A 23,393-nucleotide genomic window follows, 5' to 3' on the forward strand; every position below is an offset into this window, starting at 1 on the left:
TCAATGATGCTTATAAAATCCAACGCCCTTAATATCAGTCCAGGAAGTGGTTTGATGGCAAAGGAAACATTGATCTACACGGGCTTCATGCTCATGAGCCACTTTTTTTGAAATCATATTAAAATGTTCCATATAGTGACTGGGTGGTGCTTGATGGCATTGAGCACAATCCATGGAGCGCGGGGATGGGTGTCTGAATTCAGGGATGCTCCAATGAGCCGTTTCATGACAAGCAGAACAATCGTCACCAAATAACTTAAAGTGCGTGTCCTTGTTTTGATGACAAGAGGCACAGCGTAAAGTCTGTTCTTGAGGTGATAAATGGGGGTTGACCAGTAGTGTTGGCCTATTGGATTCATTCTGTTCTAAAAAGAGTGTAACCTGATTAATAATCAACTGTTCTTCCTCATCATTTGCATTTGAAAAAGAATGGAGTTGCTGCAATCCTAACGAAACCAAAGCATTATGATCCATCTGAGTCAGGCGTGCGTTTTTACCCTGATGTTCTGTATGACACTCGACACAACGGCCTATGTTGGCATGAAATGAAGTCGGCTGGCGTTTTAATAGAGACTCATTGTTGGCATGGCAGACGATACAATTCACCGCTTCAACCCCTTTGACTGGAGTATGGCACGCATTGCAGTTGTGACTTAAGAAAGCGTGGGCCTTGGAAAGTTCTCCAGGGCTTGCCATTCTTTGCCACTCGGCCAAGTGAGTCAAACTGCTTACCTCCTCTCCATGATAAGACCGGTAATAGGCGACAAAAGACAGTGCCGCGATTAGGGTCAGGGCAAGTAGTGTAGCCCAGCTCAGCTTCATCGAAACCACCTTAATCCAAAATAAATTCCAGACCACACGTGCAGACCCAGCAGAACATACAATATCAGTGCTGTAATAATGTGACACGTTAACCATTTTTGAAACAGGCGTTTGAAGTGCTCATGAAAACGGATGGCGTACTCCAGCTCAGAGATGGCATCCGCTAAGCACAAAGCACGGACCTCTGCTGATTTGATTAAATGACCATTAAGTACACTGTCTTCCAGCAACCAGGAAAGAAAGCGAGCTTTCATAAGATAAAATTTCCCGATGTTTTGATTGGAGTGTGCACTCGATTGTAATTCTTGAGCCACGACTTGGTATTGCTTTTGTAATCCCATCAGGATTGTCTTTTTTTCATCGATTTCATGAGTCATAAAGCCCATGAGATAACGGCCAATAAAACCACTAAGCGTGACAATGAGTGTCATTGCAGTAAGGGCTATACCCAGCGCGCTATTGAATTTATGCCCTGTATGAATCAAGACTAAAATAGAGCCGATGATGCCTGTGTAAATATGCCATGACAATAGGGTATTCATGGACACATACTGCGTTACCCAATTTTTCAAAAATGAAATGCGCTTAACAAAGAGATAGAGGAGCGGAATCAGCATCAATATCGAGCCACTCACGCCAAACACACCACCCCAAAAACTCCCGGCAAAACGAGGGGATGTATGGACGGCAAAGCCTAGCCACGTGACAAGCATTAACAATATTAAGCCCAAAACCATCATACGTCCTTGCGTATTCATTAAGCATCCACCTCAATATTTTGAGTCGCCTTGGCCTGACAGGCTAAAATAAGCCCCTGTTGCTTGTCTTCCTTTGAAAGAGCATCATCACAAGCCATGGTCACCTCTCCTGACAACAAGGTCACTTTACATAACCCGCATTGACCGGTTCGACACGCATTATCAATAGTAACACCATTGGCTTCAGCGATTTCAAGAAGCGTACGGTCTGGCAAAATCGGAACTGTTTTTTCAGATTTCCTAAATGAAACCATCGCACGGGTATCTGCTTTGATGAAATCTTCTTGTACAATTTCTGGTTTCTTTTCTGGTCCAAACGCTTCCGTTAAAATCAAATCAGCGGGTACGTTAAGCTCTTTTAAGATACCAAGGATGGCTTTCATCATCGCAGGAGGACCACAAACATGGATGCGATGAGAGGCAATATCAGGGACAAGATGGCTGATGATGTTCTTGGTAAATAAGCCTTGTAACCCCATCCAAACGGCTCCCTCTGAACGCAGCATCGACGCATACACATGGAGATTTAAGTATCTTTCTTGAAGTTGCTCTAATTCTTCGCGAAAGATAAACTCATCTGTAGTGCGGCAACAGTAAAGCAAATAAATGTCATTGTGCCATCCAATATCGGTGAGGTAGCGGATGATACCCATCATCGGAGTAATACCAACCCCTCCACAAATCAGTACAATGCTTTGTGCTTCTTCACCAGTAAAAGTAAATTTACCATTAGGTCCCATTACCTCCAGTAAATCCCCTTCCTTAATTTCGTCATGCAAATAACGAGAAAACAAGCCTTGTTCTTCTCGCTTGACGGTAATGGCACAATAATGCAATTGGGTTGGGGTGGATGCCATGGTGTAACTGCGCCTGACCGTTTTACCATCAATCACCGCAGTAAGCGTAATGAACTGACCAGGATAATAGGTAAATGGCAACGCCACCTCATGTAGTGACGCCAAATGATACGTTTTTATTCCTGGTGCTTCTTGAAAGATACGACAAACACGAAGTTTTCCTTCCCATTTCTCTTCCGGTTCGGTGAGCGATCGCATGACTGGAAATTGTGGAACTGGACATTTATGAACGGGGCAGGTAGGAGGAGCAGTTGGGGTGGTTTCTGATGGTGCCTCAGAAACTTTAGAGGACTTCATGGGCTCTACTGAAGGAGTTGGCACAGGTGTTTTTGAAGATTGAGGGGATACCTCCGAAGACGAAATCGAAGGTTGATTTACTAAATGGTCAAGCAAAGCAGCAGCTCTTCTCATTTTGAAAAAATACATCCAAATCATGACCAAAAAAAACAGACCAAATAGGCCAATAATCGTTAAATGAAAAAAAGGACCACCTAAGATGTTCTCAGCTTGAGGGACGCTTGGAAGAAGATTCATTTCGCGTTTAAACCACTGCAAGGCGATGTAGCGAGTATTTTTTCCTTCCGTCAGTGCACGAAGTGTGGCCAGGGCACTCTCGTATTGCGCAATTCCTTCCCGTAATTTTTCCAAGGCCTTCTGCATTTTAGCGTAATCGTTATTGTTGGATGCGGACAAAAGCTCGCTAAGCCCACCTTTCATGAGCGCAATGCCTGATGTGATGCGCTGATGTGCCTTTTGTTGAATTTCAAGGCGTTTTTCGGGGGATAATGTGGGTAAATTCATTAAAGAGGGGTAAAGTTCCTTAGAGGGAGTCCCTATGTTTTTCATCATGCCGCTCATTCCCTCGCCTTCTTTCTCCTTTCCTCCAGGATGATGTGCGGCATGCTCGTCTGTTGTGGGTTGAGCAAAGGAAACAGAAGCCACTGCCAACAGGAACGCAACGGATAATGTTTGAAACCCTCGAAGTCGGGTAAACTTTTTAATGTATTGAAACAGCATCCTTTCCCTCCAAAAGCTCACTTAAAAGGTCGATTCATGAAATGGCTTAAGTGGAGCAGTCCGCACAAGTATTTTTCTTATTCACTAAAAGACCCTTCTGTATTTTAAGCTGAGATTATTTGTTTTCCTGTCTTCTATTAGTTTATCCCATATTCTGTAACAAATTTCCAATAACTCAAAAGGGTATGACTATGAATTCTGGAGTAATTCATTCCATTGATTAGAAACTCAGTCCAATCAGTACGTTATTTGCTCTTTTTTGAGGTTTTGTCTATTCTATAATAGACGCTTTTTTAAGAGATGTCCTCTGCGAATCTTAAAGAATGAAGAGAAGACACACGCTTTGATAACCCTATTGAGTTCAATCGGTTAAGTGCCAATTCAGCCACAGCAGAGAACATGATGACGCCAGGATGGAGGAATTGCCAATGGGAAGGCAATGGATAGTTTTCATAGGGTGCGTGGTCTTAAGTTTATTGACGACTGTTTCGTTAGCACAATATCGAAATGTCGTGTTTTCGGTGGAGTACTCAAAAGCCTCTCCTATAAAAAATACTCCTCTTAAAAAAGCCACATTAATAATCAAAATCTATTATTATGGCTATCCAAGAGGGCATTCCTCAGTGCTCACTGATGAAAAGCAACATTTCATCATGGGTTATGATGATCAATATCAAATTGCTCTTGAACTCATTGCGATTTCGGGACAAGAACAATATAAAGCCTTATGCCGTGGAGAATCGAAACCAGGGCAGTCGAAATTAATAGTCGTTTGTATGCCGTATAAGAAAAAGAACTCATAAAGAGGTGGTGTGACTGTTTGCCTCGTATTTCTAAGTGAGCTCATGACCAATAATCACTTCCGCACTTTGCAAAATATTCTGAATTTCTTCAGTAATTTCTTCTTGGCGCAGTAAATTGAGACGATTGTTTAATGCATTTTTTTTATTTTCTAAGCGATCTAATGCCTGGTTTAAATGAAACATTCTTTGATGATTCTCCGCAAAAAACGATTGGTAAAAAATCGAATAACACATGGCCAGTAAATAATGCTCCACCAAGTCAGCGAAAAACTGGTCTTTGGATAAATTCAAAACGGGTGGCACAGAAAAATGATGCGCAGGTCTTGTATCAAATTCTTTAAAGGGCTGCCAGGTTTTTACTTGAATTTGATTTTGCTCTTCCTCATTGCAAAGAATATTCCATTGCCAAGAATGCCATGTCTTATTTCTTTGTAATAAGGCTTTTTCTAATGCTTCTAACACGTTTGCAATCACGCCTGGGATTTCTTCAATGGCATTGGGTCCATCTATTGTTGCTAAGACACGAGAATCATTAGCCATTTTTAATGCCAGTTTATGCCCCACAAGAACGAGCGCTGGTTCCAATTCAGAATGTTGCTCTTTGCGAGCTTCTAACTGATGAAGCACATTATCATTAAAAGGACCACAAAAGCCTCGTTCTGAGCCAATAACAATAGAAACCAACAGCTGATGCCCTTGTTGATTCATGGGGGGCATGGGATAGAAACTTAAAAAATCACTGCTCACCTCACGAATGGTTTTAATGACTTGGTCCTGCATGGCAAGAAATTGGGTGATTTTGCCTATTTCAATTAAAGAAAGATTTTTCATGGCCGTCATGATGTTGCCAATTTCTTCTAGGGTATGAACATGTTCTTTTAGTTTCGTTCGCTTAGTCATAATCCCATCCCAGTGGTCAATGATACTGATTATTTTGGAATGGATAAGAAGTCCGTTCTATGCCATTAGCCACTCTTTGACAGCCTTTTTCCATTGTTCTCGCGGGCTTCCCAATGAGAAATTGCTCTGTTTTATTTCTTCCTCTATTTTGTTGAGGATTTTGGGGATGTCTTCTAAATTCAATTCGTCAAAGAAACCCTCGTTGTAGGCAATAAGCCATGCGAGTTGAAATTCAATAGGTAGTGGTGAACATCGCTCTTGTTTCAGAATTTCTCTTAAAATTCGCCCTTTTTGAATTTGCTTTTGCATTTTGGCATCCAGTTTCGCCCCAAAGCGAGTGAACATTTCCAAATCAAGAAATTGCATGTAATCGAGTTTCATTCGACCGGCTTCTTTTTTAATTTGCGGATGCTGAGCTTTACCACCGATGCGTGAGACTGATTTGGTGATATCAATGGCTGGAAGAAATCCAGAAGAGAATAATGATTCATCAAAAAAGATTTGCCCATCGGTGATTGAGATGAGATTCGTAGGAATATAAGTGGCCATTTCACCTTCTTTGGTTTCGATAATAGGAAGCGCTGTCATACTGCCGCCGCCCATTTCAGGGGAAAGGCAGGTTGAGCGCTCTAATAAACGGGAATGCAGATAAAAAATGTCCGCAGGAAACGCTTCACGTCCAGGAGGTCTACGCAGTAGAAGAGACAGTTCACGATAACTATTGGCATGAGCACTCAAATCATCATAGACCACCAGCGTATCGAAACCTTTTTTCATCCAGTGTTCGGCAATGGCACACCCTGCAAAAGGAGCCAGATAAAGTAATCCTGGTAAAGCCGTCGCTTGGGCCACCACAACAGTCGTATAGTCCAAGGCGTTGTTTTTTTTTAATAATTGAATCGTAGTGCTCACTGTGGAACGCTTTTGGCCAATCAACACATAGACACAATACACTTTTTTATCATTTTGATTCATCACCATGTCAATGGCCAGAGCGCTTTTACCAAGCCCATTATCCCCGATAAGTAACTCCCTTTGTCCTTTTCCAATGGGGATTAAATTATCAATAATCTTATTGCCTGTGTACAATGGCTGATTCACAAAGTCGCGGTGAAGAATAGGTGGTGACAACCTATCGAGCAACCCTTGTTCCTCATAGGGAGGAATCTCACCGCCATCTAATGGATTGCCTAGAGGATCAATCACTCGTCCAAGCAATTTATCGCCTACAGGAATACTCAATGCTCGCTTCAGAGGAAAAATAGAGGTGCCTGCTTTTAATTTTTTGGTTTGTACCAACATAACAGCGCCAACCAGGTCTTCCGTGAGATGGAACACCATAGCGATACAGCACTCATCCTCTGAAATAAGAATTTCATCAATGGTGGCAGAAGGCAAGCCCTTAATCCAGATAATGCCATCTCCGACAGAAACCACCTGTCCCTGTTCGGATGCCTTGATTTGAAATTGATAGCTCTCAAGACGTTGTCGTTGCTTCTCAAGAAAAGAAGAGGTGTTAGGCCAGTTCATTTTTTGTCTCTGTAAAGAATTTTAATTCATCACGAAGATTGGCTTGCAAGCACATGGGACCCATTTGAAGGGTTACTCCTGCGAGAAGCTTTGGATTTTCTGTAAAGCACACTGTGAGTTTCTTTGGCACCAATTGTTCAATGACGTGTAACAGATTCTGCTTTTGGTGTTCTTTGATGGGGTAGGCCGTTTGTATCGAAACGGTTTCTTCCTCAGGTACAGTATTTAGCCATTGCCATTGTTCCACTGGGAAATGATGGAGCTCCTCGATGGTTTTTTCAATGATTTTCTCTTCAAGATGTGCATCCGCAAAAGGGATTAACAATTTTTCAGCAAATTTCCCAGCCAAAAGGAACGCTTCCTTGGCATTGTTTTCAATGAGGGCTGAGGCTCGTTGCATTTCATGGGAAAAAATCTGCTCTTTTTCTTGACGCAATTGTTTTTCAAAATGGAGCCTTTCTTCCGATTTCCATTGTTCTATCGCCTCGTGCCACTCGTTTTGTAGGGTCGCTTTCTCTTGTTGCCAATCGGTAAGACGATTTTCATAGGTTGTTTGCAATTGTTTTGCTTCCTTGTGAAGTGCTTCAGCATTTTCTAATTGTTCTTGCACTCTTTTTTTTCGTTCTAATAGGGTTTTTTGTATGGGCGCATAAAGAAAGCGTTTTAAAATCCAAATAAGAATAAGAAAATTAATGAGTTCTAATGAAAAAGTGGTCCAAGAGAGTTCCATTGGCTTTATCCCTGTTGCGTTACCAAATAAGACAATAATGGATTTCTAAAGAGAATAATCAAAACAATCACCAAACAATAAATGGCTAACGATTCGATCATGGCCAAACCAATAAATAAGGTTCTGGTGATGGATTTTTCGGCTTCAGGTTGCCTTGCCAACGCATCCAGAGCGTGACTAATCGCACGCCCCATGGCCAGGGCTGGCCCTATGGTACCTATGGCAATGGCTATTGCTGCAATAACGGTTGACGCCAAACTAAACCAACTCATGTCATTCATAACGATTCTCCTTGGCTTTTAAGCTCATGGGCTTGAATACCCCCAGCAATGTAAATTAAAGCCAGCATACCAAAAATATAAGCTTGGATGATGGCTTCAATAATATGTAAAATGAGTATTGGAATAGGAGCTAAAAATCCGGCAATCATGAGGACAATGAGGGCAGTTAACTGCAAGCTCATGATATTACCAAACAAGCGGACGGCCAATGCTAACGTTCGAGATATTTCGCTGATTAAATGAAAAGGCAACAAAAAAGGAGTTGGCTTAATATAATGCTTCAAATAGTTTCGCCATCCTTCTATACGAATTCCAAACCAGTGTACCGATAAAAAAGTCATCATCGCAATTGATGCCGTCACCGATAAATCAGCCGTTGGTGAATAAAATCCCGGAATCACACCGATTAAATTGGAAACCAGGATAAAAATCCACAAGGTGGCTACAAATGGAAATATCAGCTCAACGTGGTCAGGCAATACTTCGTTCATCGCATCCTGCATGGTGCTCAAAATGCCCTCCCAAATGACTTGGTACGTGCTTGGTTGTAATAGCGTGCTTTTGCGAGTGGAGCTCCATGCTAAAAGAAATAAAGCCATCATAATGAACCACGTGGTCAAGACGCTTTGTGTGATGTGCAGCCACCCGATTGAAAAGGCAAAATACGCTAAAAATCCTTCTTCTCCCACGGTTAATCCTTAATTAAAAGATACACGTTAATGGCGCCAATAATCACCCCGACGATGATTAAATTGATGGTCCAACTAATGGAATACCCTTTTATTTTTTCATCGAGCCAAACCCCGAGATAGGCTCCTGCGATGATGGGTAAAACAAAAACAAAGCCTAAAGTACCAAGGTAAACCGTTTGGGCTAATAAAGTCGATTTCTCCTTTTTGGCTTTATTCATTTTGCGGACATTCCGTTTCACTTGTTGTTCCAGTTCCTTTTTCGAATTTTTAAATTCCATAGGTGTTCTGCCGTTTTAATTCCCAAAACCGCTTTAACATTTCTTCATCCAAACGATGTACGCTTTCTTTAGTACGTAATAGGTTGTCTTCTTCCCAATGTAACTCTTCCTCTATGGCCCTTTGTATGGCTTGGTACTCTTTATGGCGTACATAATGTCTTGTTGCGATATGCAATTGATTTTCAATGAAATAAACCACAGCTCCTGGTAAGGCCAGATATTCCGTCTCATCATTTTCATAACGAAACCAGGCCAAGCCGAATTTTAAGCACGTCATCATTCGGCCATGATGAGCTAAAATCCCGAATTGCCCAGAGTGGTCTTCGCCAACAAAACTCACCACTTTATCCATTGTTTCATAGTGTGTGGCACTCTTAAGATGGATGGTAAAAAGCTCCATGTCCGTCGTTATCTCCCTTTATTCATAGCCCCTATCATGTAACACTCTTCTTCTGAAAATTCATCGTAATCGCCTCTTAGGAGCGATTCACAATCGGTTAATGTGTGCTCTAATGAAACCGACGTCCCTTCAATGCCTGTTTGAAGCTTTGTGACATGAAAGGGCTGGCTAAGGTAGCGTTGCAGTTTGCGTGCTCTTAACACGATAGCACGGTCTTTAGGAGAAAGCTCATCAATTCCCATCATGGAAATGATGTCTTCTAACTCTTGATAACGTTCCAGATGTTCTCGTACGGCTTGAGCAATCGAATAATGTCGTTCTCCAAGTATGATTTTATCCATAAATTGACTCTTGGAAGCTAAGGGATCCACGGCAGGATAAATGCCTTTGCTTGCTTGCGAGCGAGAGAGTACTATAATGGAATCCAAATGAGTAATAATCCCAGTCACAGCCGGATCGCTCATGTCATCGGCCGGAACATAAACCGCTTGTACCGAAGTCACTGCTCCTTTGGCAGTTGACGTCATGCGCTCTTCAAGTTCCGCTATCTCAGTCATTAAGGTGGGTTGATAACCGACACTTGCCGGCATTCGGCCGAGTAGCCCCGAAATTTCACTGCCGGCTTGCACAAAACGATAAATATTATCCACAAGAAAAAGAACCTCATGTCCCAGCGTATCACGTAAATATTCGGCATAAGTTAATGCCGATAACCCTGTGCGAAAACGCACCCCTGGCGATTCATCCATTTGACCAAACACCATGAGAGTTTTATCCATGACGCCTGCGGATTTCATCTCATGCCATAATTCATGGCCTTCCCGAATGCGTTCCCCCACCCCAGCAAAGACAGAGGTTCCTTGATGTAATTGGATAATGGCATGCATCAATTCCATCAGTAGGACGGTTTTTCCAACTCCTGCGCCACCAAACAATCCCGTTTTACACCCTCTGACGAAAGGACAAAGTAAATCAATGACTTTAATTCCTGTCTCAAGAATGGTTTCTTGAGTGCTCGTCATTTGAAGTGGTTCGGGTTTGGCCAGAACATCACGATATTCATTGGTTTCTAGTGGCGGGGCACCATCTAACGGCTCACCAAAAATATTTAAAAGGCGGCCCAAGCACTCTTTTGAAACGGGAATTTGTAATGACGTGCCTTGATCATAAACTATTAAACCTCTTTGCAATCCTGAGGCGCGGTGGAGCGTAATGGCTCTCACATGATGCTCATCAAGATGCTGACACACTTCTAAAATGTATTCATCGCTGTTCGTGTGGGTTTTAAGAGATTGATGCAAAGAAGGTAAAATATCACAACGTATTTTGACAACAGGGCCATTGATTTCAATTATCCTGCCGATTGGTGTTCCATGACTTTGAGCAACAGCCGTGTTTTTATCCATTATCTTCCAGTTTTATTCTTGTCCCATGAATTAGGTGTCATCCTGTTCTTTCTATTTTTACATCACTTTACGGAACTTTAATATAACAGAGTTTGAAAACAGATAGCAAAATGCGAATCGTCCTATCCAAGATGGCAGTCTAAAAAGCAAGGCCATATTGAAGGATTGAAGGACTAATTAATCGGTCTACACGTGAGTTATTAGGTGAAATGATACCCCAAGGTGCCCTGTAAAAGGGGTCGATGCCGTAGGTCTTTTCTGAATGGGCAAATCTTAATGGATTACTGACCTTCTTAAACTTAATGATAGGACTCTTAAGACATGTCAATAAGAGCCCCAGTAATTTGACTCAACTATCCTATGGATAATCCTCTTGCAGAATTTATTGGTTTTTCATCATGGGGCATCCCATCATTTTACTGTCCATCATCATCTGCATCATTTGCATCATCATTTGCATCATTTTCATACGCTGTTCCATCGTTTCGGGTTGTTTTGCTGTGTCATCGTGCATATTTTTCATCATCTTCATGCCTTTTTGCATCGTGTGCATGCCTTCCTCCATCATGGGCATTTGTGTTTGCATCAAGGATGTCTTTTCTTCTGTTGTTTTCGCATTCATAAGCTTATCATGCATCTGTTGCATTTGTTTTAGTGCTTCTTGCATTTGTTTCATTTCTTCTTGGAGCTGGGTTGACTGCTGATTAGTGCTTTGCATTCCCATGTTATTCATTTGAGAACCAGAAGACATTTCTTCTGCAAAGAGTGGCGTGGCCACCAAACTGCAAGCGGTCAATAAAATGAATACATTCCGTTTTAACATAATGAAATCTCCTTATTATTTTTTCAATGAATTGTTTGGACTGAACATCCTATCATAGCACTACATGAGCTGGGTATGAAAAGCAAAAGGCATACCTGCTTAATATTAATGCCAACCTTTTCCTCCCGTGTTGTGTCCTTCATAAGTATGAGAAACACCGTGTGAATTATTGGTCGTTGTTGATGGGGCACAAGAGGCCAACAGAAGTATCGCGCTTAACACAATAACTGCTTTGAAAAGTCTCTGCTTTGGCATGTCAATGCTCCTTGCAATGAAATAAAGTGATGGCTGAATCAATATAAAAACAACCCACCTCATTTTATAAATCATTTTTATAATATAGCACTGTTTGTTAAATAAGGACTTAGTGCTCAATTAGAATTAGTTAATCTATTTCAATCGAGAATGGATTGGATAACAGGGGGCAAACTGAAACAATTTACACGCTAAAAACGTGTTCATATTAATGGTCATGATGGTAAATATGAGCTTGGAAATTATACCATTGTTTATGATTAATCTTTCAATTTCAGGCATTATGGTTTGGCTAAAAGTATTTTAAATGCCACAATCAAATAGACCATATTCTTAATATCCAATAATAAACTTAAAAAGGGAAATAAGTATGAAACATTTTGCTGTAGTAAAAAAATTAATAGGGCTGTTTTTTATTTGTTTATCCTTTTTATTGTTTTCCTGCAGTTCCTCCATTTCTAAGGAGGACTCAAAAAGTGACATGCCAGTTAAGAAGCGATTTGGTGGCTATCATCCCATCATCCCCACAGACATGGGCATTAACACCATTAGCAATGACCCAACGAACGCTAATTATTATAGATAATTAATGCATGATATCTTACTATTTAGTCCACAAAGACAAGTACATTTGTTATGGCTTTATTAATCTTCCTTTAACGGCATCAAGAACTTTTCCACTTCTTTATCAAGCATTATGACGTAACTCATTATTCGTCTATGACGATCTTATCCGAAAGACAACTATTAAAAGCTAAAGAGAGGATATTTGGTGATCCTTCTTGATTAAATCCTAGTAGCGTGTTTTGTGACAACTTAGTTCCTTTTACGATGAAATAGTTGCCATTATTAAAGTTTAAAATTATTTAATCATACAGATTGCCTATTTTTTAATATGACAATAAAAACCTCTAGGTATTTAAATGGTAATGGGATTGACTAATTAGTAAAATACTAGATTTTATGGGAATATTTTGATCTAAAATGTTGTCACAAAACACGCTGGACGTACACACTAGGCCTTCATGGCATCCAGTACCTCACTATAAAATGCAATTGTGTATTGATGAGTTAAGTAGAAGTTTCTATTCTAAAAACGCAGGACTTTGATATGAAAAATGTTAACCCCATATAATTGATTTGCCAGTACCAATTGAGACTCCAAGGCTTATATTGCGACCTCCTAAAGCAGGGATGGAGCAATGTTAAATTCCGCAGTTCTAGAGAGTTTCGATTTACTAAATAAGTTTATGTTATGGGCAAATGAAAAACCATCTTTGAATGATTCTGAAGAAATTGTAAGGAGAGAGGCTACAAATTGGTTGTTTAAGAAGAAAGAAGACCCTGAATTAATGTTATTAATTTTAGACAAAAAAACTAATGATTTTATTGGAGCAACTGGTTTTCATAATATAGATTGGGATGTTCCTTGTGTAGAAACTGGGTATTGGGTTCGTAAAAAATATATGGGCCAGGGATTAATAACAGAAGCAACAAATGTCATCACCCAATATGCTTTTAAAGTGTTAAATGTAAAATGGATAACTATTACCTGTGATATTGATAATGAGCAGAGTAAGAAAATTCCAGAGCGTTTAGGGTATCAACTTGAATCGATTATGAAATCAAATCGTGTAAAACCTGTTACCGGCGAAGTTACTGATACTTTAGTTTATGTAAGGTTTGACTTAAGTGATTTGCCTGCATTAGATGCCATATGGTGAGCTAAAAATTTACAGCATATTTAATTAAGTTTTCTTCTCAATAAATTGCGTACACCCTAGTGATTGATGGGACGGTCTCATAAAACGACCGTTTATTTTTCGCTTTTAATTGATATAAGATATAGGATATACTATATTGTATATAGTTGGAGGATATTATGAGTAAAGTTCTTATTTCAATGCCTGATAAAATTGCTTCTCGAATGCGAGCTTCTATACCACAAAAGCAACGCAGTAAAGTTATTGTTCAATTAATAGAAAGGGAAATTGAAAAGCGGGAAAAAGCACTTTATGAGTGTGCCGCCGCTGTTGAGCAAGATACCGAGTTGAATCAAGAGATGAAAGAGTGGGATGTAACTATCCAAGATGGATTATCTGATGAATCGTGGTGATATTTATTGGATAGATCTTAATCCGACTACTGGGTCAGAAATCAATAAACAACGTCCATGCGTGCTAGTAGGTGCAACGCCAATAAATCAGGCGCGTCATACTGTAGTTGTTGTGCCTCTTTCCACCTCAGCAAAAGCTAGGCCTCCAATAACTATATTAGTTTCTTGTCTTAATAAACAGGTAACTGCTGTTTGTGATCAAATTCGAACCGTTGATAAAAGTAGATTAAAGGGTTTTGTAGGTGCACTTTCTGATAAAGATTTAAATTCTCTTGATGATGGCTTGCGACAAGTATTAAGTTTATAGATATTGCATATATATTTGTGTTAATAAAAATTTGGGTTAAATTACAGAAACGGGGGTATGCCGTAGCAAGCTGTGGAAGAGATGGTGGTAGTGTGTCTTGTGGCCATTGAACCACAAAACATTCATTGTGTTGCATTACATTGGGGTCTTATTCCTTCTTGGGCAAATAATAGAAAAAAAATAGGAAGCCTGATTAATGCCCGTGCAGAAACTGTTTTTGAACTACCTGCTTTTCGTTCTGCGATGAAATCAAAACGGTGCTTGATGTTGATGAGTGGTTTTTTGAATGGCATAAAGGGGTTCCTGCCTAGAACCCCATTACTTGGGACATAAAAACATTCAGAATACGGTACGATATACAGAAATGGCTGCAACTCGTTTCAAAGGCTTCTGGAATGACTAAAAATTGTCCGTAAATTCCTGAGGTTCAGCCAGACCCCATACTCCTGTACGGAGGTTTGTTCTATAATTAATCTATCTTTAGATCAATTTCAATAATATGCCCAAACCATCCGTATCTACGCTACAAAAAATAGCTGAGCCTGCTCATATCCCAGGCGTAAGTTATTCTTATGTTGAACCCAAAGAAGGAAGTGAACATGAATTTGTAAGCACTTCACTTGCTATTGGCAAAAAGGCCACCGATGCTGGCATGAATGGAGTAGATAATGATACCCAATTTCCAGCCTCTTCACTGAGTAAAATTGTATTTACTTATTTGGTGTTACAGCTGGTCAAAGATAATCAAATCGATTTGGATGAGCCATTACTTTCTATTCTGCAACAAGAAGGTCAGGAATATGAAAGATTCAAGGTAAATGGTGAATATCCTGAAAAAGCCACACAATTAACAGCGCGACAGGTATTGTCACACACCACAGGCTTGCCAAATTTTGGAGCAGGGTCTGATTTATCTTCTCCACTATCGTTTGCTGATGATTCAGAACTGGGCAAGGGATATTCCTATTCAGGTGAAGCTATTCTTTACTTACAAAAAGTCATCGAGACCAAAATGGGTAAAAATTTAGAGACTCTGGCTAAAGAATATGTTTTTGATCCTCTAAAAATGGATCGCTCTACGTTTCTGCCACAACCAGATAGCGACACCAATATTGTATCAGTTCATACTGAGCTAGGAAAACCAACATCAATCTACGAGAGTATCCCTAACCTTAGGTATGGTCTTGAATTGATGTCATCATTGTCAACTCTCAGCCAATCTGAAAACGGTAAAATTTATTTATCTGAAAATCCCCGTGAGTACTATGTAAAAGGAATGAGTGAACCAGCGTCCATTCCTCCAGAGATTGATTTAACAAACTTGGCAACTAAACTTAATAATCTTTCATTCAAAAGCGATATCTTGGCGATGACATCAAAAGCAGGTCATACCCCTCATCTTAATGCCGCCGGTACACTACTTACAAGTGCCGATGATTTTTCAAAATTCATGACCGCCTGGTTAAAGAATATGGACGATCCCACCTTCCAACAAGCATTTGAATTTGAAACGAGTTTAGCGCTTTCAGGTTTGACACCAGAAGAACTCCATCGTCTAAGAAACGATGATAACACCCAAAAATACCTCAAGAGTGCAACAGATAAGAATTATAAGCGTGTTCCTTTCAACCAAACAGAGTTTGATGACTTAAAACGTGCAATAGACGAATCTACACAAGCAGAAATCAAGGATTTAAGTGCGAAACTTGTGTTTGAGCCAACAAGGACTTACAGCATCACGAAAACATGTGGGTTAGGTTGGCATTTATATAAAAATGCAGATAAGGTAATCGCATATCAATATGGTGAAAACCTCAATACGCGATCTTTTATTGCAATCAATGTTACAGATAAAAAAGGGGCAGCATTTTTTACAAATTCTGAACATGGGATGAGTATTGCAACCCAAATATTGAGTTCTCCTGATTTAGCGCCTATTGGTGACATACAAGAGCTATTTAAACACATGCCTCATTATACTCAAAGTGATGAGCCTGGATGGAAAGAAACGATTGAGGGGATGCTCGCCGAAGATCAAGGCGATGTTGAAAGTGTTGAAAGGGCTAGAAGTTGCTTTGCAGAAGCGATTGTGTCATCGCCTAATGACAAATCCAAACAACTGCGTTTGGAATGGTTTAATTTAGCACATCAATCCACGCATGAAGAGAAAGAATTCACCCCATCATTGGAAACATTTGAGGGAGTATATAAGAACCCCTTCAGCGAAAAGCGAGAAATATACAGCAAAGATGGCGCTTTAATATGCAAAGAATTTGACCGTGAAATAAAACTTGTACGAATCTCAGATACTGACTTTTTACCTGAAAAGAATCAAGATTTCAAAATAAGCATTAAGGGAGATCAAGTGACCATTCATTTTATCCATAGCGATCCGAAATTCTTATTTGAACAGTCTTTACCAGAATCTCGTGAACACTCTTCATTTTTTGCTGCTATTTCAAAATTGTCAGGCCATCAGCCTGCTCATGAAGTGCAGGCACAAAATACTGATGGGGTTGATGTGCCTGTGCATGAAACACAAAAAGGGACTAAGTTAGAATCCGCTCAGGATTTAACTCAACGATTTCGAAAAGCTTTAGACAATGTTAGACATGAGGAGGTAGAACCTTCGGCTGCTGAAGAAGCGGTAGAAAAAAATAGTTCGCCATCTCCTTTTTCAAACTTAATAGTATGATTAGTACACTAAACTATTTATTATCCCATCCACAAGATTTTGATCCATTAATATCAAATGGATTTGGAACAATGGATCTATAATCATGTCCCTGCGTTTCTAATGACGACTGAGTTAAGACACTTTTATCTTGCAACTGAGGGGTTTCCCTTGGAATCATGGCTAAAAACTGCCCGGAAATTTCTGGGGTTCCGGCCTAGAACCCCATAAAGAAGAGTATGGGGAAACAGCCTTATTATGTTCAAAAAAACAATAATGAGCTTTTAGCCGTAGCTGCACTTTAGGATACTTAAGGGTGGTGATGAAGTTATCCATTCCTGCTGTTTAATAACGACTGATGCGAATCATTTCATGAAACCCGTGCATCATCGGATGCCTGTGATTTTAATGAAGAAAAGCAAGCGCTCTGGTTTGATAACACGCAATGTAATAAAGGCCAATTATTGGAATTAATGAAGCCCTACACTGGGACTGATTTAACGGGTTATCCAGTCAATCCTCTAAGGCCTGGTGTGTACGTCGGGCCATTCTCAATGGATTAGTATTCAACGATAGGATTAAGCGTGCCTCTTAATTTTCGTGGGAGCCACTTACTGAGCTTTAGCGATTTTTCAAAACCGGCTATGAGATAATTTAAAGCACTAAGTGACACCTCTATCACGCTAATGTTTACTTAACGATAAATAACAATAAATGTACTACTGCATTATATTTTGTTTATAATGAATATTAATTACTCTAAATTACCTTACCAGGAAGCAGCCATGAACGAGTCCACAAATAAAGAAACAACACCAAATGAAAAGGTTATATGGTTACATGCACAGGCTGTTGCACTCATCGACAAAGGAGAGCTTGTATTGCCACCTGATCTGAAGAAGGCTTTTTTGGAGTTTAACGAGCTATCGAGTACTAAGCAGCTTGAGCTGATAAACCAGCTCTCAATGCTTAAGGGCCTGCCCACAATAGTGCTTGATTTAATCAAGCTCAAACAACCTCGCTATTTCGATACATTACCTAACGACATCTTCAAAGAAACTGGCACTTATATAGAAAATGAGCAAGAAATGAAGGCTCTGGCACTTACAGACGAGAGAGCCTATTCCCTATTCCAACCGAACAGAATATTCGCTACATTCCTCCAACACGTGGTGTATGGAAAGCAGGATAAAGCAGAGCAAGTATTTACAGTAGTGAACTCGGAGGAAAAAAAACAAGATGTGTTACTTCGCACGGGTACAGTCACCGATTATTCGGGTAGAGCATTCGAAGCTATTTCTGCTTACGAATACGCCTATTGGGCAAAGGATACTCACATGTGTCGGATGCTGGAACAACATATGGACGCCGATACCAAAGCGGACATGCTCAAACGCTGCAAGGCAATAGAAAAGAATGGATTAACGTATACGCAGAATGGAGTTGAGGTTAAGGGTTCAAAGCATTTTGACTTTACACCACTCAAAAAGGCACTAAGAAATTATATCGATGGTTATGATAATTGGTACAGCACGAACAATTGGGCGGCTCTGGATGCGGCTTGGATGCAAGTGGGTATAGCGCAGCGCGATGTTCCAGTCCATGTGGCTAATGAATATTGTCGGAAAGACCGCTCTTTTAAACCAACACCTACGTTTAATGAAGATAATTTGCCGCGGGAGCTCACATTCTATAATCTTCAAACGCATAAAAATGAGCTGTGGTTTCCATTAGTTATTTCTGATTCTTCTGGCCTCGGAGTTGATTTTGCATTAATTCGATACGATGCGAATACTGGACTGGGTGCGGGCGGGCCAGGAGGGGCACTGGGGCCGGCAAATGCCAAGCTTAAAGCCTTGACTGAGTGGGAGGCTATAGACAGCCTTGATAAAGTAAGAACCGCCGATCTCACACTGTCACGTGAATACCTGGGGTCGACGGAGCCATGGCTTGATAATGCTTATAATGTTTTCTAATAGGCCTAGTATGAATTGTTTATGTTTCATTCGGTCATGGGAAGTAATTTATAAAAAATTTAGTATTAGATTAGCCCCTTACTCATGATTTGGCTGAGTTTTTAGTTATTTTCTTCTCCAAGTTCACATAAGTTGAGGGCGGAAATAACTCATTGGGTGTGACATCCAAACCTTTAAGAATTTTTAGAAGATTTATAATGGTCATATTGGCTTCGCCACGTTCCACAGTTCCGTAGTATCCTCGATTCATTTCAATGAAATTGGCAAAACCCTCTTGAGAAAAACCTTTTTCTTTTCTGATTTTGCGAATTTGCTTGCCTAGTAAAATTAAGTCGGTTTGTTTTTTCATTCAAAAAGCATATGTGCTATGCTTCATATATGGCCACACGGTATGTCTATCATTTTTTGGGCGGCGGTTAAGAAATGGTAAAAATAGAATCCTATTTTGTTGATTTTTAACTTTAAATAATCTCTATTTGGACTATATTGATACGATGAGAAGAAGAACATAATACCTGATTCAATGAAGAGTTACTGAGAATTAAGTAACATGGAGTTCTTTAGTTTAATTGATCGAACTCACGAGAAATTCATGTTTATAAATGAAATACTATTTTTTGCTTTAATCACTCAGGTTAACATAAACAAATTATAGTATTGAGAAATGATATGCTACTTAATTAAAAGGGATTTAAAAATCTGTTTTATGTTGGAGACCATAGATGAAGGGCATCGTTTTTACCTCATTAAATGACATGATTATAGAAAAATTTGGGATAGAACTATGGGATGAATTAGTCACCTCACTGGAACTTCCTAGTGGCGGTAGTTATACAGCAGGTGGTACTTACTCTGATACAGAGCTTCAGCAATTAATTCAGGCCATAGCGAAGAGGACAAATCAGCGAGCTTCAGTTCTTTTAGAATCCTTTGGTGAATACATGTTTCCTATCTTATCAAGTAAGTACTCAATTTTTTTAAAAAAGGACATGACATTAAAAGAATTTTTAAAAAGTATTGATGGAACAATTCATGTGGAAGTAGAAAAGCTATACCCGGATGAAAAATTACCTACCATTAGCTATGAAGAGCCTGCTGCAAACCAACTGATTATGTTGTATCGATCGCATAGAAGACTCTGTCATTTTGCAATGGGTCTCATCCAGGGAGCAGCTCAACATTTTAAAAAGAACATTACCATTAATCAGACTCACTGCATGTTAAAAAAAGATGATCATTGTCGTTTGGAGATTACCTTTGAGTGATGGTAAAAAAGCATTATTTGAGCGCTCTTATTATCGCGAAAGAAAAGCTCGCGAGGAAGCTGAATTATTGTTGGAAAATAAGACAAGGGAACTTTATTTACTCAACCAGGATTTGGAAAAAAAGAATTCCGAACTGGTAAAAACGCTAAAAGACCTAGAGAGAGTACAAAAAAAATTATCAAAATTAGCTCATTTTGATGTATTAAGCCGATTACCCAATCGATTGCAGTTTGAACTGGATTTAAAACGCGAGATTGCCAGGTCAAAAAGATATAGCCGTCATCTGGCTCTGTTAAGCATCGATTTGGATTTTTTTAAAAATGTGAATGATCGCTTCGGTCATGATGTCGGTGATGGTCTATTGCGTGAAGTAGCGAAGCGTCTCTGCTCTAGTATTCGTGAAGAAGATTGTGTGGCTCGATTGGGAGGAGATGAGTTTGCTGTTATTTTGACCGAAATTAATAATCCACAACAGGCAAAATTAGTTGCCAATAATATGATTCAAAAGATGGGTAAGCCATTCCTTATTAAAGGCCATACCGTGATGATTGGAATCAGTATAGGAATTGCTTGCTTTCCTGATGCTGGTGATGAGGCAATAACCCTCCGTAAGAATGCCGATATTGCTTTATACAACGCCAAAGAATGTGGCCGCAATAATTGTCAACTCTTCACACCGTCCCTTAGAAAACAATATTCAAAACGCTTGGGAATAGGAACTGAGTTGCATCTTGCCTTAGAGCGACAAGAATTTTTTCTCGTTTATCAGCCCCGGGTTGATTTAAAAACGAATTCTATGGTTGGGATGGAGGTCTTATTACGTTGGCAACATCCAAAGCGGGGTGTTGTTTTTCCTGATGAGTTCATCTCTGTTGCAGAGCATTTTAACTTGATTATTCCAATTGGTGAATGGGTCTTACAAACAGCGTGCAGGCAGTATGTGGATTGGAAAAAGAGATACGCTCCTTTCAATTGTACCTTGGCGATTAATATTTCGCTTCATCAATTTCAACACAAAGCGTTTATTTCCTCTGTTAAGCACATTTTACAGGAATATCAAATGCCATCTGATTGGTTAGAGCTTGAAATTACGGAAGCAACGGTGGTCAATTTTTTGGGAAAAATTGAAGAGACATTAAGTGCGCTTCGCAATATGGGGATAAAACTTGCTTTTGATAATTTTGGCTCAGGGTATTCTTTTTTATCGCACTTAAAAAATTCACCCGTCCAATCCATCAAACTGAAGCAAGCTTTAATTGAAGATGCGCATCTCAGAGAGAATGATAACTTAATTATCAAATCGACGATTGCTTTGTCGAAAGAGTTAGGATTGAATGTCGTTGTGGGTGGTGTCGAAACAGAAGAGCAACTCAATTTTTTACGGTCAAGTCACTGTTTGGAAGTGCAAGGCTATTACAGCAGTAAACCGTTAACAGTGGGACAAATGACACAATTTATCGAGGGAAGGAATTGCAAAGGACTGTAGTTTCGTGTCGTTTCATTCCTATCGAAAAGCAACACCAATTGGGTTACAAAAATAGTGAGTGATTGAGTCCAAAATAGATCAAGTGAGTTAATAAGTCTCGCTTTACTGTGATTGCAGTCAACCGTTGGTCTTATACTGCACGGAATTGATGGGTTAATCTTGTGCTATGCTGTATTATATCTTATTGATTATAGGGCGTAATGCTAGGGATGTTGGCCATGAAGGGACTTGAAAAACAATGCTGTCCTAAGGAAAGGAGCCTCACTCAGAGCCAAGACTTGCAAGAAGAGGTGGATTTTTCTTGTTGTGTTCCGACTGACGCGAACACTTCTGATAGCCTTTTTCCGTTTTTTACTCGATTGGTGCAAGCCAACTTGGCTAAATGGACAGCAGGAATAAGTCCTGCTGCCATTGGCTCTTCCTATTCCACCTGGTTTTGGCAATTAGCCCAATCCCCCGGGGTCTTATGGGAACTTGCTTTTTATCCGGTTTTTCATGCCAAGGATTGCATTAATAATATCGTTTGTGTTGAGCGGGCAGCGGATGGTAACGACGTGCGTTTTAAAAAAGACAGTTGGCAGCCCATGCCTTGGCGTTTATTCGCCGAAGGGTTTTTGCAAATGGAAGATTGGTGGCGACGTGCCACAACGGACGTGCCAGGATTGCCCAACCCGGTGGAACGTACTGTTTCGTTTTGGGCACGCCAATGTCTTGATGCCCTGTCACCTTCCAATTTTGTTTGGTCTAATCCTGATTTATTCCATGAAGCCATGCGCACTGGGGGATTTAATCTTATCCAAGGCAGTCAAATCGCATTCGAGGATTGGTTAGAAAAGTTAACGGGCACACCGCCTAAAGGCTCTGAACATTTTATCCCAGGCCAACACGTGGCCATTACCCCAGGACGAGTGGTGTTCCAAAATCATTTGATGGAATTGATTCAATACGAAGCCCAAACCAAGACGGTATATAAAGAGCCAATACTCATCCTACCTGCCTGGATTATGAAATATTATATTTTGGATTTATCACCGCATAACTCCTTAGTGAAATGGCTTGTAAGGCAGGGACACACTGTATTTATCATCTCTTGGCGCAATCCTGATAAAGAAGACTGTGATTTGGGAATGGACGATTATTATCGGCAAGGCGCAATGGCAGCCATTGATGCGGTATCAACGCTTTTGCCAGAAACAAAAATCAATCTGATGGGTTATTGTTTAGGTGGCACCTTAGCCATGATTACGGCGGCTGCCATGGGAAGAGACAAGGACGAACGTTTGAACAGCCTCACGCTCTTAGCGGCCCAAGGGGATTTTACCGAGGCGGGGGAATTAATGCTTTTTGTGACTGAAAGTCAAGTGGATTTTCTTAAAAGTATGATGAGGGAACAGGGATATCTGGATACTAAGCAAATGGCGGGTTCTTTTCAGATGTTACGCGCTTACGACTTAATATGGTCCAAAATGGTCCAAGATTACATGCATGGAATGCGGCGAGGGATGATTGATTTAACAGCTTGGAATGCGGATGCCACACGGATGCCTTATAAAATGCACAGTGAATACCTTGAAAAACTCTTCTTAAAGAATGATTTTGCCGAAGGGCGTTATACAGTGGAAGGAAAGCCGGTGGCTTGTGAGAACATCGAGTGGCCTGTTTTTGCAGTGAGCACTGAAAAAGACCATGTAGCCCCTTGGCAATCCGTCTATAAAATCCATTTGATGACAGAAGGAGATGTGACCTTTGTTTTGACTAATGGTGGACATAATGCGGGCATCATCAGTGAGCCGGGTCACCCAGGACGCTCTTATCGTGTTCATGAGCAGAAACAAGGCGAGGCGTACTTAAATCCTGAGAGTTGGCTTGCAATGGCAAAGAAGCGAGAGGGCTCCTGGTGGCAAGAATGGCATGAGTGGTTAGTACGGCAGAACACTAAAAAACGCATTCCGCCACCTGTCATGAATCTGTCACTGCTGGCAGCACCAGGAACTTATGTGCTTCAGAAATAAAACTC

At 40.3% G+C, this 23,393-nt stretch carries 25 protein-coding genes; 12 read left to right on the forward strand and 13 right to left on the reverse strand.

The genetic code is table 11. The features are described 5' to 3' along the window. From DYE45_RS02780 to DYE45_RS02790, 3 genes are read right to left on the reverse strand one after another with little or no spacing between them, the layout of a single operon-like run. Complete coding sequence (locus tag DYE45_RS02780; RefSeq protein ID WP_165481695.1) at positions 1 to 822, reverse strand: cytochrome c3 family protein; 822 nt, start codon at positions 820 to 822, stop codon at positions 1 to 3. Beyond that, a complete protein-coding gene (locus DYE45_RS02785; protein ID WP_115300413.1) occupies positions 819 to 1,580 on the reverse strand; it encodes a hypothetical protein in 762 nt (253 codons plus the stop codon). The genes DYE45_RS02780 and DYE45_RS02785 overlap by 4 nt, the downstream gene beginning before the upstream one ends. Further along, positions 1,580 to 3,454 (reverse strand): 2Fe-2S iron-sulfur cluster-binding protein, encoded by a 1,875-nt coding sequence (locus DYE45_RS02790; RefSeq protein ID WP_115300414.1) that lies wholly within the window; start codon positions 3,452 to 3,454, stop codon positions 1,580 to 1,582. Before DYE45_RS02790 ends, DYE45_RS02785 begins: the two co-directional genes overlap by 1 nt. A 428-nt stretch (positions 3,455 to 3,882) precedes the next feature. On the opposite strand from DYE45_RS02790, the gene DYE45_RS02800 reads away from it, so the two are divergent. Next, positions 3,883 to 4,257, forward strand: coding sequence for a hypothetical protein (locus DYE45_RS02800; protein WP_165481696.1), 375 nt, complete (start codon positions 3,883 to 3,885; stop codon positions 4,255 to 4,257). A 30-nt stretch (positions 4,258 to 4,287) separates the two neighbouring features. On the opposite strand, the gene DYE45_RS02805 is transcribed toward DYE45_RS02800, so the two are convergent. The 9 genes from DYE45_RS02805 to DYE45_RS02845 all read right to left on the reverse strand — a co-directional run bounded on the left by DYE45_RS02805 (position 4,288) and on the right by DYE45_RS02845 (position 11,297). Continuing rightward, positions 4,288 to 5,157: a F0F1 ATP synthase subunit gamma gene (locus tag DYE45_RS02805; protein ID WP_115300416.1), complete on the reverse strand. Its 870-nt coding sequence runs from the start codon at positions 5,155 to 5,157 to the stop codon at positions 4,288 to 4,290. Positions 5,158 to 5,214: 57 nt separating this feature from the next. Then, positions 5,215 to 6,687 (reverse strand): F0F1 ATP synthase subunit alpha, encoded by a 1,473-nt coding sequence (locus tag DYE45_RS02810; protein WP_115300417.1) that lies wholly within the window; start codon positions 6,685 to 6,687, stop codon positions 5,215 to 5,217. After that, positions 6,674 to 7,417: a F0F1 ATP synthase subunit delta gene (locus DYE45_RS02815; RefSeq protein WP_115300418.1), complete on the reverse strand. Its 744-nt coding sequence runs from the start codon at positions 7,415 to 7,417 to the stop codon at positions 6,674 to 6,676. Before DYE45_RS02815 ends, DYE45_RS02810 begins: the two co-directional genes overlap by 14 nt. 5 nt (positions 7,418 to 7,422) lie before the next feature. Then, positions 7,423 to 7,698, reverse strand: a complete 276-nt coding sequence (locus DYE45_RS02820; protein ID WP_115300419.1) for a F0F1 ATP synthase subunit C — start codon at positions 7,696 to 7,698, stop codon at positions 7,423 to 7,425. After that, entirely contained in the window at positions 7,695 to 8,387 is a 693-nt protein-coding gene (locus DYE45_RS02825; protein ID WP_115300420.1) for a F0F1 ATP synthase subunit A, read from the reverse strand. Before DYE45_RS02825 ends, DYE45_RS02820 begins: the two co-directional genes overlap by 4 nt. 2 nt (positions 8,388 to 8,389) lie before the next feature. Next, positions 8,390 to 8,668: an AtpZ/AtpI family protein gene (locus DYE45_RS02830; RefSeq protein ID WP_115300421.1), complete on the reverse strand. Its 279-nt coding sequence runs from the start codon at positions 8,666 to 8,668 to the stop codon at positions 8,390 to 8,392. Beyond that, positions 8,658 to 9,068, reverse strand: coding sequence for a F0F1 ATP synthase subunit delta/epsilon (locus DYE45_RS02835; RefSeq protein ID WP_115300422.1), 411 nt, complete (start codon positions 9,066 to 9,068; stop codon positions 8,658 to 8,660). Before DYE45_RS02835 ends, DYE45_RS02830 begins: the two co-directional genes overlap by 11 nt. An 8-nt stretch (positions 9,069 to 9,076) precedes the next feature. Further along, positions 9,077 to 10,474, reverse strand: a complete 1,398-nt coding sequence (atpD, locus tag DYE45_RS02840) for a F0F1 ATP synthase subunit beta (protein ID WP_115300423.1) — start codon at positions 10,472 to 10,474, stop codon at positions 9,077 to 9,079. A gap of 382 nt (positions 10,475 to 10,856) precedes the next feature. Then, complete coding sequence (locus tag DYE45_RS02845; RefSeq protein WP_115300424.1) at positions 10,857 to 11,297, reverse strand: type IV secretion protein Dot; 441 nt, start codon at positions 11,295 to 11,297, stop codon at positions 10,857 to 10,859. A 625-nt stretch (positions 11,298 to 11,922) separates the two neighbouring features. Here DYE45_RS02845 and DYE45_RS14765 point away from each other — a divergent pair. The 8 genes from DYE45_RS14765 (at position 11,923) to DYE45_RS02890 (ending at position 18,625) form a co-directional block, all read left to right on the forward strand. Beyond that, the gene (locus DYE45_RS14765) at positions 11,923 to 12,138 is read left to right on the forward strand and encodes a hypothetical protein (RefSeq protein WP_165481693.1); all 216 of its coding nucleotides are present in this window, start codon (positions 11,923 to 11,925) and stop codon (positions 12,136 to 12,138) included. A gap of 616 nt (positions 12,139 to 12,754) precedes the next feature. Beyond that, a complete protein-coding gene (locus DYE45_RS02855) occupies positions 12,755 to 13,276 on the forward strand; it encodes a GNAT family N-acetyltransferase (RefSeq protein ID WP_115300426.1) in 522 nt (173 codons plus the stop codon). Positions 13,277 to 13,434: 158 nt separating this feature from the next. Beyond that, positions 13,435 to 13,668 (forward strand): DUF8778 family protein, encoded by a 234-nt coding sequence (locus DYE45_RS02860; protein WP_115300427.1) that lies wholly within the window; start codon positions 13,435 to 13,437, stop codon positions 13,666 to 13,668. Then, positions 13,655 to 13,975 (forward strand): type II toxin-antitoxin system PemK/MazF family toxin, encoded by a 321-nt coding sequence (locus DYE45_RS02865; RefSeq protein WP_115300428.1) that lies wholly within the window; start codon positions 13,655 to 13,657, stop codon positions 13,973 to 13,975. The genes DYE45_RS02860 and DYE45_RS02865 overlap by 14 nt, the downstream gene beginning before the upstream one ends. An 81-nt stretch (positions 13,976 to 14,056) precedes the next feature. Then, a complete protein-coding gene (locus DYE45_RS02870) occupies positions 14,057 to 14,308 on the forward strand; it encodes an SOS response-associated peptidase family protein (protein ID WP_115300429.1) in 252 nt (83 codons plus the stop codon). A gap of 166 nt (positions 14,309 to 14,474) precedes the next feature. Beyond that, positions 14,475 to 16,670, forward strand: a complete 2,196-nt coding sequence (locus DYE45_RS02880; RefSeq protein WP_115300430.1) for a serine hydrolase domain-containing protein — start codon at positions 14,475 to 14,477, stop codon at positions 16,668 to 16,670. 327 nt (positions 16,671 to 16,997) lie between these two features. Next, positions 16,998 to 17,123, forward strand: coding sequence for an SOS response-associated peptidase (locus DYE45_RS14860; protein ID WP_242602711.1), 126 nt, complete (start codon positions 16,998 to 17,000; stop codon positions 17,121 to 17,123). Between the two features lie 311 nt (positions 17,124 to 17,434). Next, a complete protein-coding gene (locus tag DYE45_RS02890; RefSeq protein WP_115300431.1) occupies positions 17,435 to 18,625 on the forward strand; it encodes a Dot/Icm T4SS effector CpeA-related protein in 1,191 nt (396 codons plus the stop codon). Between the two features lie 82 nt (positions 18,626 to 18,707). On the opposite strand, the gene DYE45_RS02895 is transcribed toward DYE45_RS02890, so the two are convergent. After that, positions 18,708 to 18,974, reverse strand: coding sequence for a helix-turn-helix domain-containing protein (locus DYE45_RS02895; RefSeq protein ID WP_115300432.1), 267 nt, complete (start codon positions 18,972 to 18,974; stop codon positions 18,708 to 18,710). Between the two features lie 373 nt (positions 18,975 to 19,347). On the opposite strand from DYE45_RS02895, the gene DYE45_RS02900 reads away from it, so the two are divergent. The 3 genes from DYE45_RS02900 (at position 19,348) to DYE45_RS02910 (ending at position 23,388) form a co-directional block, all read left to right on the forward strand. Then, positions 19,348 to 19,890, forward strand: a complete 543-nt coding sequence (locus DYE45_RS02900) for a heme NO-binding domain-containing protein (RefSeq protein WP_115300433.1) — start codon at positions 19,348 to 19,350, stop codon at positions 19,888 to 19,890. Further along, on the forward strand, positions 19,856 to 21,376 hold the full coding sequence (locus DYE45_RS02905; RefSeq protein ID WP_115300434.1) for a putative bifunctional diguanylate cyclase/phosphodiesterase: 1,521 nt from the start codon (positions 19,856 to 19,858) through the stop codon (positions 21,374 to 21,376). Before DYE45_RS02900 ends, DYE45_RS02905 begins: the two co-directional genes overlap by 35 nt. A gap of 218 nt (positions 21,377 to 21,594) precedes the next feature. Next, positions 21,595 to 23,388: a PHA/PHB synthase family protein gene (locus DYE45_RS02910; protein ID WP_165481697.1), complete on the forward strand. Its 1,794-nt coding sequence runs from the start codon at positions 21,595 to 21,597 to the stop codon at positions 23,386 to 23,388. Positions 23,389 to 23,393 lie beyond the last annotated feature (5 nt).

The sequence above is a fragment of the Legionella taurinensis genome (assembly GCF_900452865.1).
Taxonomy (GTDB): domain Bacteria; phylum Pseudomonadota; class Gammaproteobacteria; order Legionellales; family Legionellaceae; genus Legionella_C; species Legionella_C taurinensis.

Coding starts and splice junctions, on each gene's coding strand:
- DYE45_RS02780 (WP_165481695.1), bottom strand. CDS start 822: ATGAAGCTGAGCTGGGCTACACTACTTGCCCTGACCCTAATCGCGGCA.
- DYE45_RS02785 (WP_115300413.1), bottom strand. CDS start 1,580: ATGAATACGCAAGGACGTATGATGGTTTTGGGCTTAATATTGTTAATG.
- DYE45_RS02790 (WP_115300414.1), bottom strand. CDS start 3,454: ATGCTGTTTCAATACATTAAAAAGTTTACCCGACTTCGAGGGTTTCAA.
- DYE45_RS02800 (WP_165481696.1), top strand. CDS start 3,883: ATGGGAAGGCAATGGATAGTTTTCATAGGGTGCGTGGTCTTAAGTTTA.
- DYE45_RS02805 (WP_115300416.1), bottom strand. CDS start 5,157: ATGACTAAGCGAACGAAACTAAAAGAACATGTTCATACCCTAGAAGAA.
- DYE45_RS02810 (WP_115300417.1), bottom strand. CDS start 6,687: ATGAACTGGCCTAACACCTCTTCTTTTCTTGAGAAGCAACGACAACGT.
- DYE45_RS02815 (WP_115300418.1), bottom strand. CDS start 7,417: ATGGAACTCTCTTGGACCACTTTTTCATTAGAACTCATTAATTTTCTT.
- DYE45_RS02820 (WP_115300419.1), bottom strand. CDS start 7,698: ATGAATGACATGAGTTGGTTTAGTTTGGCGTCAACCGTTATTGCAGCA.
- DYE45_RS02830 (WP_115300421.1), bottom strand. CDS start 8,668: ATGGAATTTAAAAATTCGAAAAAGGAACTGGAACAACAAGTGAAACGG.
- DYE45_RS02835 (WP_115300422.1), bottom strand. CDS start 9,068: ATGGAGCTTTTTACCATCCATCTTAAGAGTGCCACACACTATGAAACA.
- atpD (WP_115300423.1), bottom strand. CDS start 10,474: ATGGATAAAAACACGGCTGTTGCTCAAAGTCATGGAACACCAATCGGC.
- DYE45_RS02845 (WP_115300424.1), bottom strand. CDS start 11,297: ATGTTAAAACGGAATGTATTCATTTTATTGACCGCTTGCAGTTTGGTG.
- DYE45_RS14765 (WP_165481693.1), top strand. CDS start 11,923: ATGAAACATTTTGCTGTAGTAAAAAAATTAATAGGGCTGTTTTTTATT.
- DYE45_RS02855 (WP_115300426.1), top strand. CDS start 12,755: ATGTTAAATTCCGCAGTTCTAGAGAGTTTCGATTTACTAAATAAGTTT.
- DYE45_RS02860 (WP_115300427.1), top strand. CDS start 13,435: ATGAGTAAAGTTCTTATTTCAATGCCTGATAAAATTGCTTCTCGAATG.
- DYE45_RS02865 (WP_115300428.1), top strand. CDS start 13,655: ATGAATCGTGGTGATATTTATTGGATAGATCTTAATCCGACTACTGGG.
- DYE45_RS02870 (WP_115300429.1), top strand. CDS start 14,057: ATGGTGGTAGTGTGTCTTGTGGCCATTGAACCACAAAACATTCATTGT.
- DYE45_RS02880 (WP_115300430.1), top strand. CDS start 14,475: ATGCCCAAACCATCCGTATCTACGCTACAAAAAATAGCTGAGCCTGCT.
- DYE45_RS02890 (WP_115300431.1), top strand. CDS start 17,435: ATGAACGAGTCCACAAATAAAGAAACAACACCAAATGAAAAGGTTATA.
- DYE45_RS02895 (WP_115300432.1), bottom strand. CDS start 18,974: ATGAAAAAACAAACCGACTTAATTTTACTAGGCAAGCAAATTCGCAAA.
- DYE45_RS02900 (WP_115300433.1), top strand. CDS start 19,348: ATGAAGGGCATCGTTTTTACCTCATTAAATGACATGATTATAGAAAAA.
- DYE45_RS02905 (WP_115300434.1), top strand. CDS start 19,856: ATGATCATTGTCGTTTGGAGATTACCTTTGAGTGATGGTAAAAAAGCA.
- DYE45_RS02910 (WP_165481697.1), top strand. CDS start 21,595: ATGAAGGGACTTGAAAAACAATGCTGTCCTAAGGAAAGGAGCCTCACT.